At 63.5% G+C, this 13,964-nt stretch carries 12 protein-coding genes and 1 pseudogene; 7 read left to right on the forward strand and 6 right to left on the reverse strand.

Annotated features, from left to right (window positions below; all coding sequences use genetic code 11):
- Nucleotides 1–13: 13 nt before the first annotated feature.
- Together I6F38_RS34210 and I6F38_RS34215 are read right to left on the reverse strand one after the other, a co-directional pair.
- Nucleotides 14–805 (reverse strand): alpha/beta hydrolase, encoded by a 792-nt coding sequence (locus I6F38_RS34210; RefSeq protein WP_225163519.1) that lies wholly within the window; start codon nt 803–805, stop codon nt 14–16.
- A gap of 10 nt (nt 806–815) precedes the next feature.
- The gene (locus I6F38_RS34215) at nt 816–2,435 is read right to left on the reverse strand and encodes an FAD-dependent monooxygenase (RefSeq protein ID WP_225163520.1); all 1,620 of its coding nucleotides are present in this window, start codon (nt 2,433–2,435) and stop codon (nt 816–818) included.
- Between the two features lie 109 nt (nt 2,436–2,544).
- Between I6F38_RS34215 and I6F38_RS34220 the strand changes: the two genes are divergently transcribed.
- The 7 genes from I6F38_RS34220 (at nt 2,545) to I6F38_RS34250 (ending at nt 8,229) form a co-directional block, all read left to right on the forward strand.
- Nucleotides 2,545–3,441, forward strand: coding sequence for a LysR family transcriptional regulator (locus I6F38_RS34220; protein ID WP_225163521.1), 897 nt, complete (start codon nt 2,545–2,547; stop codon nt 3,439–3,441).
- 246 nt (nt 3,442–3,687) lie between these two features.
- On the forward strand, nt 3,688–5,061 hold the full coding sequence (locus I6F38_RS34225) for an aromatic ring-hydroxylating dioxygenase subunit alpha (protein WP_225163522.1): 1,374 nt from the start codon (nt 3,688–3,690) through the stop codon (nt 5,059–5,061).
- The gene (locus I6F38_RS34230; protein ID WP_225163523.1) at nt 5,061–5,576 is read left to right on the forward strand and encodes an aromatic-ring-hydroxylating dioxygenase subunit beta; all 516 of its coding nucleotides are present in this window, start codon (nt 5,061–5,063) and stop codon (nt 5,574–5,576) included. Before I6F38_RS34225 ends, I6F38_RS34230 begins: the two co-directional genes overlap by 1 nt.
- Nucleotides 5,577–5,584: 8 nt before the next feature.
- A complete protein-coding gene (locus I6F38_RS34235; protein ID WP_225163524.1) occupies nt 5,585–5,911 on the forward strand; it encodes a non-heme iron oxygenase ferredoxin subunit in 327 nt (108 codons plus the stop codon).
- Nucleotides 5,912–5,948: 37 nt separating this feature from the next.
- Entirely contained in the window at nt 5,949–7,262 is a 1,314-nt protein-coding gene (locus I6F38_RS34240) for an MFS transporter (protein ID WP_225163525.1), read from the forward strand.
- Between the two features lie 77 nt (nt 7,263–7,339).
- Nucleotides 7,340–7,852 (forward strand): MarR family transcriptional regulator, encoded by a 513-nt coding sequence (locus tag I6F38_RS34245; RefSeq protein ID WP_157347696.1) that lies wholly within the window; start codon nt 7,340–7,342, stop codon nt 7,850–7,852.
- A gap of 95 nt (nt 7,853–7,947) precedes the next feature.
- Complete coding sequence (locus tag I6F38_RS34250) at nt 7,948–8,229, forward strand: hypothetical protein (RefSeq protein WP_057021052.1); 282 nt, start codon at nt 7,948–7,950, stop codon at nt 8,227–8,229.
- Between the two features lie 142 nt (nt 8,230–8,371).
- Here I6F38_RS34250 and I6F38_RS34255 read toward each other — a convergent pair whose 3' ends face one another.
- The 4 genes and pseudogenes from I6F38_RS34255 to I6F38_RS34270 all read right to left on the reverse strand — a co-directional run.
- Entirely contained in the window at nt 8,372–10,426 is a 2,055-nt protein-coding gene (locus tag I6F38_RS34255; RefSeq protein WP_225163526.1) for an adenylate/guanylate cyclase domain-containing protein, read from the reverse strand.
- A gap of 21 nt (nt 10,427–10,447) precedes the next feature.
- Nucleotides 10,448–11,473 carry a transporter gene (locus I6F38_RS34260; protein WP_225163527.1) on the reverse strand — a complete coding sequence of 342 codons (1,026 nt, stop codon included), beginning with the start codon at nt 11,471–11,473 and terminating at the stop codon, nt 10,448–10,450.
- A 49-nt stretch (nt 11,474–11,522) separates the two neighbouring features.
- Complete coding sequence (locus tag I6F38_RS34265) at nt 11,523–12,554, reverse strand: DUF1254 domain-containing protein (RefSeq protein ID WP_225163541.1); 1,032 nt, start codon at nt 12,552–12,554, stop codon at nt 11,523–11,525.
- 33 nt (nt 12,555–12,587) lie between these two features.
- A pseudogene (locus tag I6F38_RS34270) lies at nt 12,588–13,958 on the reverse strand (DUF1254 domain-containing protein); the annotation flags it as partial.
- Nucleotides 13,959–13,964 lie beyond the last annotated feature (6 nt).

Below are 13,964 nucleotides of genomic sequence, written 5' to 3' on the forward strand. Positions count from 1 at the left end.
CCCCCTGTTGTTGTCAAGCCGCCTTCTTGTTTGAATTCAGAAATGCCGTCACCGCCTCCGCCACCCGTTTGGGGGCCTGGATCGACGCGACATGACCGACGCCTGCGATGATCTTCGTCTCGACGCGCGCAAGATCGCGGGCGAGCGCAAATGTTTCCGCGTTCGGGATCAGCCGGTCATCACCGCCCGCCAGCAAGAGCGTCGGGCGATCAAAGCCGGTCAGATCGGCGGCGACAGGCTGCGCAAGCAAGGCGCCGCGGCGCGCCTTCTGTCCCTCGTCGCGGCTGGAGCCGCGGAAGATCTCGATCAGTTCGGGTCGCGCCCGCAGGTATGCTGGCGGGAAGAAGAACTCGGCAATCTTCGACGCATTGGCGATGGTATCCGCGCGCCAGGAAGCGAGCTTGCGGAACACATCCGCATTGACGTCGAGCGGACTTCTGTTGACCTTCCAGGTGCTGCTCAGGATCAGGCGGTCGATGCGATCGGGATGACGAGCCGCCAGCACCTGCGCGATCTGCCCACCCAGCGAGGTTCCGAAGACATGGGCACGATCGTAACCGAGCCCCGTGATCAGGGCTGCGGCATCGTCAGCTAGGTCGGCCAGCGAATAGGCCGCCGGAGGATTCCTGGTGGCGCCGGAGTCGCGCTGGTCATAAGCGATCACCGTGAAGTTTGCCGCCAGGACAGGCGCGAGGCCGTCAAACATCGCATGATCGGCCTCGCCGCCATGCAGCAGCACGATCGGCTCGCCGCGCCCGGTTTTCTCAAACGCCGTGACGACGCCGTTGGATTTGAACGATTGCATCGGGTCCCCGTCAATGCAGCAGCGTTGAAAGCGCGCCGGCCAGTTCCTTCGCCGGATCCGACGGCAGCCACGGCATCCGCCACGCCACATGTCCATCGGGGCGCACCAGCGCGGCGCCGCGCATGCCGAGCTGGAATCCGTCCGCCGGATCGGCCGACGGCAACTGCTTCAGCGACAGCGGCAAAGCTGTCTTCTCCGACACCTGCTTCCCCGCCTCCAGCCACTCGCTGCCGAGCGGCCCCGTGACGACGGTGAACTCCTTGTCGAACCAGTCGAGCGTCGATTTCTTGCGCGAAGGTTCGAGCCACATGTGCGGAAATCGCGCGCCGGGACGATCCGTCGGCGTGTAGTAGCGGGAGTTCAACGCCTTCGCGACGGTGCCATCGGGGATCACCGCGCCCTCCTCGTAATTGTGGCCGAGGTTCTGCCCGATGCTGTGCAAATGATTGTCCATGTCGTTGATCCAGAACCTGATCCGGTCCGGATTGCGCGATCGCACGGCATCATCGGTCACCCCAAATCGCAATCTGTTGCCGTAGCTGAAATTGGCATTGGATTGCGCGATCGGACGTCGCTCGCTGGAATAGCTGTCGAGCAGCTTTTCGTCCGCAAGGCCCTTCAGCACGAAGGCCAGCTTCCAGGCGAGGTTATGCGCGTCCTGAACGCCGGAGTTCAGGCCGAAGCCGCCGGTGGGCGGAAAGCGATGCGCGCAGTCGCCGACCAGAAACACCCGGCCCTTTCGAAAGGTCTCGGCCACCTGCATGCTGACCCGCCAGATCGAGCGGTTCAAAAGCGTGACATCGAGATCGGGAATGCCGACATGGCCGCGCGCGATCTCGATGAACTCCTGGTCGGTCCAAGGCCGCTCGCGATCGTCCTTGCTCAGGCCGATTTGCGTCACGGTCAGCCAGCGATCCCGACCATTGGTGTTCAGGATGCCGGCGCGCGGCAGGTCGGGCTTGTCCGGGACGATGATGAAGCCTGCGGCCTCGCGCGCGATCGGCAGCCGCGACAGATCGGCACGCCAATACTCGTTCGACATCACCGCCAGCGTCGAGGGCCCGACCATCTCGATCCCGGCGCTGCGCCGCGTCTGGCTGCCTGCACCATCGGCGGCGATCAGGTAAGTCGCCGTCCAATGGGTCACCTCGCCGGTCTTTTCGCAACGTGTCGTGACGTTGACCCCGCTGTTGGTCTCCTCGAATGATTCACAGGCCGTGTTGAACAGAACCATGGCGTGCTTGGACTTTTCGACCACCCGCAGGATTTCCTCCTCGACGGCGTCCTGGGCGACCAGGCTCTTCCAGGCGGGGGTATGCCCGACATTCGGCTCGGGACGGGTGCGGCCGAACTCGTGGCCCGCGATGCTGTCGAGGAACACGAACATGTCGGAATTGTCCTGCAGGCCGCGGTCGCGGATCGCGTGCTCGATCCCCCACTGCCGGAAGATCTCCATGGTGCGGACCCAGCAGCCGCGCGACTTGGGATGATCCGTCGTCGTCGGGCTCTTCTCGACCACCACGCAGTCGATGCCGAAGCGATCGAGCAGCAGCGACATCGCAAGGCCGACCGGCCCGCCGCCGGCAATGAATACGGACGTCTGGCGTGCCTCATCGGTGGCGATGCCCATCCTCGTCTCTCCTCCGTTTGATCGTTGCGAGGAGACTGCGCCTTTTTTGGTATCTCACAAGAATATGTTTGATATGGTATCCATCTCGATTTGAGATGGAGTGCCCGTCATGGACCTGCGGCAGATCCGCTATTTCGTCGCCGTCGCCGAGCGTGGCGGCTTTGCCGCCGCAGCGAGCACGCTGAACGTCGCCCAGTCGGCACTCAGCCGCCACGTCAAGGAACTCGAGGAGGAATTGGGCGGCGCCTTGCTCGAACGCGGCGCGCGCGGTGTCTCGGTCACGGAATCCGGCAAGGTGCTGCTCGCGCGCGGGCGCTGGCTGCTCGGCACAATCGACGACATCAAGGCCGAGGTGCGCACGGAAAATCGAGAGCCGAGCGGTACGGTGCGGATCGGCGCGCCGCCGAGCCTCGGCGATATCCTCTACCCGCCGCTGGCCCAGACCTTCGTCAAGCAATTTCCACGCGTGCGACTCGAACTGAGCGAGGGCCTGACTGAGAACGCGTCCGAACGCCTGCTGCGCGGTGAACTCGATCTGGCGATCGTGACGACGCCATCCCCCAACGACCATCTCGACTATGAGACGCTGGTCGTCGAGCAGGTGTTCCTGATCGGACCGTCGCGCGATCCGCTGCTGAAGCGCGGCCGGCTGACCCGCAATGAATTCGACGCCCTGCCGTCCGCGGTGGCCCCGCTCAGCCGCAACCCATTCCCGTCGACCATGATCTGCGCGGTGCGGGTCGACAACAGCACGCCGATGAAGCGCATGGTGGCATCGGGCCTTGGCTATGCGCTGCTGCCTTTCTCCGGCATTCACCAGGAGGTGGCCGCCGGCGTGCTGTCGGCAGCGCTGTTGCCATGGATGCGCGCCGACCGTGTGCTGGCGCTGCCGCGCGGGCGGCCGGTGAGCCGGGCAACCCGCGAAGCGATTGCCGCCTTGAAGAAGATCTGCCGCGCTTTGATCGATGCGGGAATTATCCTGACCGCGCCGGCGCGCAAGAGCTGAACCCGCCGCTCCACGCCACGCGATCTGCTCATTCCTCGCTGTAGCCCGACGCGCGGGCCGTATCCGTTGCGTCCGGCTCCAGCTTCCGATCGACCAATCCGTCTTGACCATAGTTGTCATGACAACTATAGAGTCATTCCAAGATTGGCGATCAAGCCGGCTGTTCCCGCCGTGAAAGGACGCGAGCCGTGACGCGGCTCTGCGGGCGACTTTTCGCGGCCGGCGGTTAGTCGAAGGGAGGACGTCATGAACGCTGCTTCGCAGACCCATGCGGCAAGGCTGAGCGAGATTTCCCGGCTCATCGACGACCGCCCCGGCGAGCGCATCTTTGAAGTCGATCGCCGGATCTTCACCGATCCGGCGGTGTTCGACGCCGAGCTGCGATATATCTTCGAGGCCACGTGGAATTTCATCGGCTTGGAATCCCAGGTCGCCCGTCCCAACGACTTCGTCACCACCCATATCGGCCGTCATCCCATTCTGGTGATGCGGAGCACTGAGGGCAAAGTCGGCGCCTTCCTCAACACCTGCCGGCATCGCGGAACGATCGTCTGCCCGTTCAAGCAGGGCCGGCAGAAATTCCATGTCTGCCGCTATCACGGCTGGGCCTACGACTCGGGCGGACGCAACATCTCCGTGACGGAGGAAGCGAGCGGCCAGTATCCGCCGTCCTTCTCGAACAGCAATCACGACCTTCTTCCGGTCGCGCGGCTGGGTTCGTATCGCGGATTCCTGTTCGCGAGCCTCTCGGCCGACGTTCCGCCGCTGGAGGAATTTCTCGGCGACACCCGCGCGTTCCTCGACCTCATCATCGATCAGAGCGACAGCGGTGAGGTCGAGTTCGTGCCGGGCGCCAGCACCTACACGTTTGATGGAAACTGGAAGCTGCAGTTCGAGAACGGTCTCGACTACTATCACTTCGCGACCACGCACAGCTCCTACGTCGACATCCTGAAGAAGCGCAATGCAAGCGCCGGACCGGATGCCGGCTTCACTGCGGAGCCGGAAGGCGAGCAGGAAGGGCAAGGCAGCTTCAGCTTCGATTACGGCCACGCCGTCAACTGGTCGATCAAGCGCACGCAGCTCTATGGCCGGCCGCTCGGCATGGATCCGGCGCGTCTCGACGCGGTGCGACAGCGCGTCGGCAGCACCCGCGCCAAATGGATGCTGCGCCAGCGCAACCTCACGATTTTTCCGAACCTGCAGGTCATCGACATCCTGTCGGCGCAGGTGCGAACCTGGCGGCCGCTGGCGCCCGACAAGACCGAGATGGTGTCGCATTGCCTTGCTCCGGTCGGCGAAAGCGCCGCGGCGCGCACGCTTCGCATTCGCAACTACGAAGACTTCTTCAATGCCTCCGGGCTGGCAAGCTCGGACGACAACGTCATGTACGAGTTCTGCCAGACCGGCTACGACGCGACGACCGCCGCGCCGACGCAAGGTTATCTGCGCGGCGTCGCGGAGGTCGGCCATGGCGAGAGCGCGCACACGCGCGAGCTCGGCATCACCCCTTCCGAATGGTCGTTCGGCCCTACCAGCTTCGGCGGCGAGACGAATTTCCATCCCGGATATCGCGAGTGGCGCAGGCTGTTGCAGCATGCCGCCGGGGAGACGGCGTGATGGCTGCCAGCACAATCAAGCAAACCGATGCCCGCGCGGTCGCAGCCGCGGTCATCTTTCGCGAGGCCCGCCTGCTCGACACCGGCGAGTGGGCCGACTGGGTCGCGATGTACAGCGAGGATGCCGTCTATTGGGTGCCGACCTGGCTCGACGAGTACACCACCACCAACGATCCCGACACGCAGGTCTCGTTGCTCTACCACGATGCGCGGCGCGGGCTGGAAGAGCGGATCGCGCGCATCGAGTCGCGCAAATCGATCACCGCGCTGCCGCTGCCGCGCACCGTGCACCAGATCTCGAATCTGGAAGCGTCGGAAACCGGCGCTGATCAGATCACCTGCCACTCGGTGTTCTCGGTCCACGTCTACGACCCGCGCATGGCCAAGGAGCATCTGCGGCACGGGCGCTACGAGCACACACTGCGGCGTGACGGCGAGACCTGGAAGATCGCGCGCAAGGTCATCACGCTGATCAACGACCGCGTCCCGACCGTGCTCGATTTCTACAGCATTTGAGAGGGCACATGACGGACGATCAGGGAACATGGCACGAAGCTGCCGCACTCGGCGCGCTGCACGAGGGCGAGCCGTACGGCATCGAAATCGGCCGTCACCACGTCGCGCTCTATCGCGTCGGCAATGAGTACTACGCCACGAGCAACATCTGCACGCACGCGGAGGCGCTGCTGTCCGACGGCATTCTGGAGGGCTGCGAGATCGAATGCCCGCTGCACATGGGCCGCTTCGATATCCGGACCGGCGAGGCGCTGACCAGCCCGGTCGAGATCGACATCCGGACCTATCCGGTCCGCGTGGCGGGCGACAGGCTCGAAGTCTGCCTGCCCGCATAAGACGACCATCAAAAATCAAGAATCGGGGGAAACAGGGATGACCGAAGTCGTGATGGACAAGGCGGCGATGACGACCGCCGATCCGCAGATCGAACGCACCACAATCCGCAAAGTCGCGCTGCGCCTGATGTGGTTCGTCATGGCGATGTACTTCCTCGCCATTCTCGACCGCGGAAACATCTCCTTTGCCGCGCTGCAGATGAACAAGGAGCTCGGGCTCAATGCCGAGAAGTTCGGCATCGCGGTCGGCATCATGTACTTCACCTATTCGATCTTCGAGATCCCGAGCAATCTGATCCTCAGCAAATACGGCGCGCGCATTACGCTGACGCGGATCGCGATCCTGTGGGGCATCGCCACCGTGCTGATGGCCTTCACCCAGGGCCCGCTCAGCCTCTATGCATTCCGCGGCTTCCTCGGTTTTGCCGAGTCCGGCCTGTTTCCCGGCGTGATGCTGCTGCTGAGCCTCTGGTTTCCGTTCAGCTACCGCGCCCGCTACAATGCGATGTTCAACTATGCGGTGCCGATCTCCTATATCTTCGCCTCGTTGATCTCCGGCGTCATCCTCGAGCTGAACGGGGTGTTCGGCATTTCGGGCTGGAAATGGCTGTTCATCCTCGAGGGCCTGCCGCCGATCATCCTCGGCATCGTCGGCATCTTCTATCTGACCGACCGCCCGCAGCAGGCGAGCTGGCTGTCGACGGCGCAGCGCAACTGGCTGATCGGCGCGCTGGAGCGCGATGCCAAGGCAACCGGCGTGGTGCATGCCGAAGGCGTGCTCAGGACCATCACCAAGCCGATGGTGCTGCTGTTCGGCCTGTGCAATTTCGGCCTGTTCTGTGGCCTGGCTTCGCTGTTTCCCTGGCTGCCACAAATCATCAAGTCGTTCGGGCTGCCGAATTCACAGGTCGGTTTCGTGACCGCGATCCCGCCCGTCGCCGGCCTGATCGGCATGATCGCGTTGTCGCGGCACTCCGACCATATCGGTGAGCGCTTCTATTATGCTGCCATGACCTTCGTGATCGCGGCGGCCGGCTTCGCGATAGCAGCCTTTTCAACATCGCCGGTCTGGATCATCATCGGATTCATGGTTGCCAATGTCGGTGTCTATGGTACGCAGGCCGTGTTCTGGACTATTCCCCAGTCCTACATGTCGCGGCAGAGCGCGCCGGGCGCGATCGGCCTGGTCAGCACCATCGGCAGCATCGGAGGCGCCACCATCCCGATCGTGATCGGACGCGCCAAGGATGCCTCGGGCAGTTTCACCACCGGATTCCTCGTGGTAACAGGCGTTCTCCTCGTCGCGGCGGCCCTGGTCCTGATCGCGCGCACTCAACTCGTGAAAGAATGAAGAGCCGGACTGGCACAAACCGCAACAGAGCCCCTGACCCGCGCCGCGCCGCGCAAGGGAACACGGGCTCGGAGCTGGTGATCGACTTCGAACGTTACGTGCCGACCGTGCTCTCGAGCCTGGTCGCGAAGTTGCGCGCCAACGCCAATGCCTTCTTCCCGCAGGCCTACGGCGTATCGCTCGCGGAATGGCGGGTGCTGTCCTTTCTCAGGGAGCATGAGCCGGCAAGCGCCTACGACATCTGGACCAATGCGCAACTGGACAAGGCCGTCGTCAGCCGCGAGACGACCTCGCTGAAGAAAAAGGGCCTGATCGAGCTGACGCCGGTGCGAGGCAGCGCCCGGAACCGGACCGAGATCCGGCTGACTTCGCAGGGCGTGGCGCTGCTCGACCGCAGTCTGGATGAAATCCTGCGCCGGCACAGCAACCTCACGGCCGGTCTCGACGCCAAGGCGCTGGAGAGTTTCTTCCGGGTCGTGGCGCATATCGAGCACCGCATTCCCCACATGGCCGACCAGACCTCGAATGCCGTGCCGGCCCATGCGCCGGTCAAACGCATTGCGAAGCGGAGGCCGCCGACCGGCGCCTAGCGACACTTGTCCGGTGAGGAACCCCGCGTAATTTATGTTTCAGTAAGCAAGTTGTAGCTAGGATCGATCAGTGAGTTGCGTATGGGAGACTTCCAGTGATCGACTTTGACGAACTTCGTAGTATCGCCGCGGATGTTCGTATCTTTATCGACGCGTCGGAAGACAAGGGTGGCGCCTTGAAGGCCATCATCGAGGCCTACGACGTCGTTCTGGGGATTTTCCCGGCCGGCCAGGGAATGGATCTTCACGTGGTCAAGGGCAACGAGGTCCTCAACCACATCGCGCAGACCCAGGCCTCGTCGGGCTTTACCCACACCGCCATCGCATTCCAGACCCGTGAGCAGGCTGTTGCGCTTCAGCAACTGATGGCCGCCTAGCCACCGGCGTTACGCGCCCCTATTGCGGGGCGTGAGGCGATCGCATCGGCGATCGCGCGATCCCGATCGATGACCGAAGCGGCCCTGGACGATCGAGGGTCGGATCAAAATTCCTCACCCTGCATCTCAGGGCACCGGTAGATCAAGCAACGGTTGCTGAACCGCGTTGCGCAGCCGTTCTGCATGGTATTGCGCGACGCCATCCCAAGGGTATTCGACCAGGAAATCGGCAATGCGCAGCGCCGCCGCGGCGGGCCCAGCGCGCGCAGAACGTCAGCTCCGAATCGCCGCGTTCGCCGCACAGCTCGTAGACCGTGATCGCGTCGGCAAAGCCCTTCGGCCGGATCTGGTCGACGCTGCGGAACGCGAATCTGTGTTCGGCACGCGCCTTCACGGCTGCACTCACCAGGACCTGCGTGCCGTAGTTCTTGTTGAGGCCTTCGAGACGCGAGGCCAGATTGATGGTGGCGCCGAGCGCGGTGTAGCTCATGCGGGCGGCGGAGCCGACATTGCCGACCACGGCATCGCCGAGATGCAGGCCGAACCGCGTGCCATAGGCCGGCCAGCCTTCGCTCCGGAACGCCCGGTTGAGCTCGGCATTGCGCTGAATGCAGTCCAGCACGGCCTCGCAGGCATGAACGACGTGATCGGGATCCTCGTCCGGCGCGTTCCATAGCGCCATCACGGCATCGCCGATGAACTTGTCGATGGTGCCATGGTGTTTCATGATCGCCTCCGACATCGCGGCGAAATAACGCGAGGTGAAGATCATGACCTGCGAGGGGTCCGCCTTCTCCGTCTTCGCGGTGAAGTCGGCGACGTCGGTGAAGAGAACCGTGACCTCGCGCCTGATGCCGCCGAGCTGCAGCGAGGCTCCGGACTGCATCAGCTGACGGACGATCGGCTGCGGAATGAAGCTCGAGAAGTTGCGTACGACGGTGCGCATCGTAAACACCGAGCGGCCCAGTTCATCGATCTCGTCGATGGCCGATTGCATCCGCGGCCGGTCGGCGAGCTGAAAGCGCTGGATCTCGTCGGTCTGCCGCGCCAGCTCGCGCAGCGATCGGGCGAGCAGCGAGCCGAGCCAGAACGCGAAGGGGAGCATCGCGATCACAAAGCCGAGCGCGATGGCGAACAGCGCGCGCCGCTCCGAGATGATCTTGGCGAAGAACTCATCGAGCGGGGCGACCACCGCGAGGTGGATGTTGGCCGCACCGGCCGTCTCGATGCGGTGAAAGGCCGCGACAAGGGTCCGCCCGTCGGCGTCGGTGAAGAATTGCTGGGCGAGCCCGTCGCTGCGCCAGGCCTGGATCGCCGCGGACAGGCCGGGAAGCTTGATGGCGTCGATCCGGGGCAACGCATCGCTGCGTTCCGTCATCAGCTCGCGCATCTCGGGATGGCCGACGATACGGTCGGCGTCGTTGAACAGGAAGGCCAGCCCGGATTTTCCGAGCTTTTGCCGGCTCAGCATCTCCTCGAGGCGATTGAGCAGCAGATCGGCGGCCACCACCCCGCGGCGGCCCTCCCTCAGCGGCGTGCGCAGCGTGTAGCCCGGCTCCCCGGTCGCGTAGAACACATAAGGCCCGGTGAGCAGCGTCTTGTGATCCTTTAAGGCGTCGACATACCAGGGACGCCGCCGCGGGTCGTAGCTGTGCGGCCCCGCCACCTCGGCGACCTTGGTCAGGTTTTCCGACAGGAACAGCGTCACGGGCGACGCGGCGGCCGCCCCGGAGCGGGCAATGACGACGACGCGGTAGACAGCGTCGGGGACGACATTCAGCGCCGTGCGGAATTGCGGCTTGGCGCGATCGATGACGTCCATCTCCAGGAAGGAGCCGTCTTCGTACCCGACATAGAGATTGAAGATCTGCGGATTGTTGCGCAGCATCGAGGCCAGCAGCGCGTAGAGCCTGACATTGTCGGCGAGGTCGGCCTCCTGGATGGCCGGAATGCCCGCCAGGATCTCGAGGTTGTCGCGCACATTCTTGAACTGCGCGTCGATGCGATCGGCGCCGATCTGGCCTACCTTGTCGATGAAGGTGCTCGCAGCCATCTGCGTGATCGACGAGACCCGCCTGAAGCTGAGATAGACCAGCGTCAGTCCGACCACCAGCACCGCGGCGATGACCACCGTGATGATCGAGGTGCGGAAGCCGATACGAACCGGCCCCCGGCCGGTCTCGCGCGCATCACTCATCGAGCTTGTCGTTCGCCTCCGCTAATATTTACGCACGATCGGCTTGGTCGGTGTAGCAGCCGGCGCGGCAGGCGAGAGCTGGAACGTCACCCAGGCCGTCCACCCCTCGGGCCGGTTCTCGGCGGCGAAATCCTTGTAGCCACGAAGGTTCAGATAGCCCTGGTAGCCGTCGGCCACCGGAAAGATGAATCCGACCTGCGGGCCGATGCCGGCGACGCGTCCCTTGAAGTCGCCGAGCTTCGCGCCGGCACCGCTGTCGCCGGTGAGCTGCTGGAAATAGTAGCCGGCGACACCGACATGCACAGTCTTGGCGACGAACTTCGAAAGTCCCCAGTCGACGTGGAAGTCGATGCCGTTCTGGTACTGCAGATCCTTGTTCATTCCATTGTAGGTGACGCCCGCCAGCACCGAGAACTCCTGGCCGGTTTCCGGATTGAGATAGGTATAGGCGCCGCCGACATCGATCGCAGTGAATCCGAAGCTGAGATTGGCGAGGCGGCTGCTGTCATAGGTCCCGCTCGGGATGTTGCCGAAGATGTAGACCATCTCGTTGTTGACACCCTGATTCCATTTCAGCGTGCCCTGGTAGAAGACATCGGAGACCGTGTTGCGGTTGTCGGTTGCGACGCCCGAGACCGTATTGCCCCGCGGCCCCGTCAACGTCGCGTCGACGCCGACGCCGATATTTCCCGGCGCCGTAAGGAAGGTCACGGCGGCCTGGCCCCCGAGGACCGACTGAGCCCAGGTGTAGGTGAACCCTTCGATGAGAACGTCCGCATGCGCGTTGAGACCAGCCACAACCGATCCGGGCACGCGGTTGCCGATCACGAAATTCTTGCCCGCGTTGGCGCTTGTATCGAGATGAATGTAGATCGTCTCGTAGGCCCAACCGGGCATGGCCGGCGCCGCGGTCAGGCTCGCGAACGCGCCGGGGAGCCAGAAGCTCAATCCACCGGCGTCGGCCAACGCCGTGCGCGGCATTGCCGACAGCGCGAGCGCGCCAACAATGCCGAGCACGGCGCGCTGGTGATGTTTGACCTTTGTCATCTGAACCTCCCCACTTCGTTCAGGATATCATAGCGGATTCGCGAGCGTCTCAATTCACCGCCTGCGCCTCCGGGAATTTCCACTTCCCATTCAGGATCTCAGGCCGCGGCCGATAGAGCCGGACAGTGTAATTCCAGCCCTTCATGACCGGCAGGCAGTTTTGGATCTTGCCGTCGCAGCCGCCGAACTGGATCGCGATCGAGCCGTCAGCGGATTTCTTCGCGGTGATATTGTTCAGCGTATACGCATCATAGGGGTTCTTCTCGAAGAATCCCTTGGCATTGTAGATGCTGATCGACCAGAACCCGTCGATAGGCACGTCCCGGACGGTCAGCTTGTAAACTGTCGTGCCATCGTTCCTGGCAGGCGTGACGCTAAGGTAGGTTGCGTCCTTGTCGGGATTGCCGCCCCAACCGGCAGCAGTGCCGATCAGGTGCCGGACGGGATCGACCTGCTCCCTGGAGCCGAACGCGTGCGCGAAGCCGCCGGTATAATCGTTCAGCACCAGCAGCGCGTCACGGATCCGCTTCTGGCTGGCCTGATCCCAGTTCGGCACCTCGAACTTGCCGGAGTTCTTCTGACTGATCTTGATCGCGTCCTGCAACGCGTGCACCGACTCGACATCCTTGGGATCGTTGGGATCAACCAGCGTCCGCAACGCGATCAACGCATATCGCGTGCCGATCTTTTTCCGGTCGTAGGTGTAAGTGCCAGGGCGGTATTCGACCTTGCCGACGACATAGTGATCCTCGTTGATCACCTGCATTGACCTGAAACGCTTGCCGGCGTCGGGCAGTGTCATGGTCACTGGCCCGGCGTCGAAATCGAACACCCCCGCTGAATACAGCGTGTCGCGATTGGACCGGATGACGGTCTGCTTGTCGATCTGTATCGGCTCGCGATGGTGAAGCAGCTTGCCGATGCCACCCGCATCCTTGGCGCCGGCACCGAGATAGAGATCGGACTCGGCACGGGCAAAATTATCCACGGTCACCGGGACCTCAGCAGTCGTAGCTGATGCTCCAACGGTCGGCGACGCACGCCCGCCCCCTTCCGCGACACGCTCAATGTCCGGCAGCACCCAGCTCTTGTCGAACAGCGGCTTCTGCGGGCCGTAGAGGCGGAACAGGACCTCGAACTCTCCACCAGCGCGCGTCGGAATCCAGTTCGCCTCCCTACCCGCGGGAGCCGCGGGACCGAAATAGACATCGACCGAGCCATCGGCATTTTTCTGCAGTTCGGGACTCTGCGACGACCGGCTGAAACGCGGCATATCCCGGATGAAGGCATGCGTGGCACGGTCATAGGCGGTCGCGGACCAATACTGCGCGACCGGTGCATTTGCCGGCACGGTCAAGCGATACTGGCTCGCGCCGGAAAGGGCATTGCCCGTCTTGTCGGCGATCGTCATCAGATAGAATTGTCCTGCGCCCAACCGCTTGATGCCGACAAAGCCGAAGGAATAAGTCAGCCCTCGCGCATCGACCGGGTAGCTGTCGCGCTTGGCGTAGGAATCCGACTGGCCTTCGATGACATCGGGCGCTGCCGGAACGCCCCAACGATGGCCTTCATTGTAAGGCGCGAACGCGGTCTTGTAGTTTTGCTCGAGCCAAGCATGAGCATCACGCGCCCCGGCCTCGAGGCGGTTGCGCGTCGCGGCATCCGGATTGAACGGCTTGCCCTTTTCGAGGCCGATCGAACGCAGTTGATCGATCATGACCCTGTCGCGCTCGAGCCACGGCTCGGACTGAACGATACGGTCGAGAGCCTCGAAGAAACGGATATCGTAGGGGATCGTGGAATCGAACACGATGTCGACCGCATCCACGAACACCGTCTCCGGAGGATTGTCGGCGCGCGAGAGCGGGTACAGCTTGATTTGGCGGCCGTAAGCCACGGCCTTGGCGACGTCGGCGTCGCTGCCGCTTTTCGGCGTGGAGCGCAGCAGCGCGTAGCCGGAGGACATGTCGGATCGCAGGGGAATATAGCTGTCGGGAGGCGTCTGCGAATAGCCGGGCGGCAGAATCAGGTATTTGCCGCCCTTCCCCTTGTCGGCGCCCGAAGGTCCCGCATCTTCGAGCGCGACCTGCCAGACCGTGTCGATGTTGCCGGTGATCGACTCCTCCCCGGCCGGCGGAACCTCCAGCACCATGGGACCGGCCTCGGCGGTGTTGAAGAACGCCATCAGATAGACCGCGTCGGGATTCGGCGTCAGCGTCTGGTTCTTCCAGCTTGGCAGCCGCGACCAGTAGACGATCTGGTTGTCCTTCAGGCCAGCCTTGGCCTTCGCCTGCTGCAGCATCAGATCCGTGTTGACGGCCGGCATGCCCCAGACGACAGCTTCGAAGGCGCGCCGCTGAACGACGTCGCCCGCGAGCGCCGCAGCGGATGCGGCGGGCTCCGCCGCCCTGACGGTGCCGGATGCGAACGCGCCGGACAGCAGGGCGATCGAGAACAGGATCATGGTCCGGTGTGCGATCATCATTTCCCC

It is taken from the genome of Bradyrhizobium sp. BRP56 (assembly GCF_020194035.1).
In the GTDB taxonomy this organism is placed as follows: domain Bacteria; phylum Pseudomonadota; class Alphaproteobacteria; order Rhizobiales; family Xanthobacteraceae; genus Bradyrhizobium; species Bradyrhizobium australafricanum.

Coding starts and splice junctions, on each gene's coding strand:
- I6F38_RS34230 (WP_225163523.1), top strand. CDS start 5,061: ATGGCTGCCAGCACAATCAAGCAAACCGATGCCCGCGCGGTCGCAGCC.
- I6F38_RS34260 (WP_225163527.1), bottom strand. CDS start 11,473: ATGACAAAGGTCAAACATCACCAGCGCGCCGTGCTCGGCATTGTTGGC.
- I6F38_RS34220 (WP_225163521.1), top strand. CDS start 2,545: ATGGACCTGCGGCAGATCCGCTATTTCGTCGCCGTCGCCGAGCGTGGC.
- I6F38_RS34210 (WP_225163519.1), bottom strand. CDS start 805: ATGCAATCGTTCAAATCCAACGGCGTCGTCACGGCGTTTGAGAAAACC.
- I6F38_RS34240 (WP_225163525.1), top strand. CDS start 5,949: ATGACCGAAGTCGTGATGGACAAGGCGGCGATGACGACCGCCGATCCG.
- I6F38_RS34225 (WP_225163522.1), top strand. CDS start 3,688: ATGAACGCTGCTTCGCAGACCCATGCGGCAAGGCTGAGCGAGATTTCC.
- I6F38_RS34235 (WP_225163524.1), top strand. CDS start 5,585: ATGACGGACGATCAGGGAACATGGCACGAAGCTGCCGCACTCGGCGCG.
- I6F38_RS34255 (WP_225163526.1), bottom strand. CDS start 10,426: ATGAGTGATGCGCGCGAGACCGGCCGGGGGCCGGTTCGTATCGGCTTC.
- I6F38_RS34215 (WP_225163520.1), bottom strand. CDS start 2,435: ATGGGCATCGCCACCGATGAGGCACGCCAGACGTCCGTATTCATTGCC.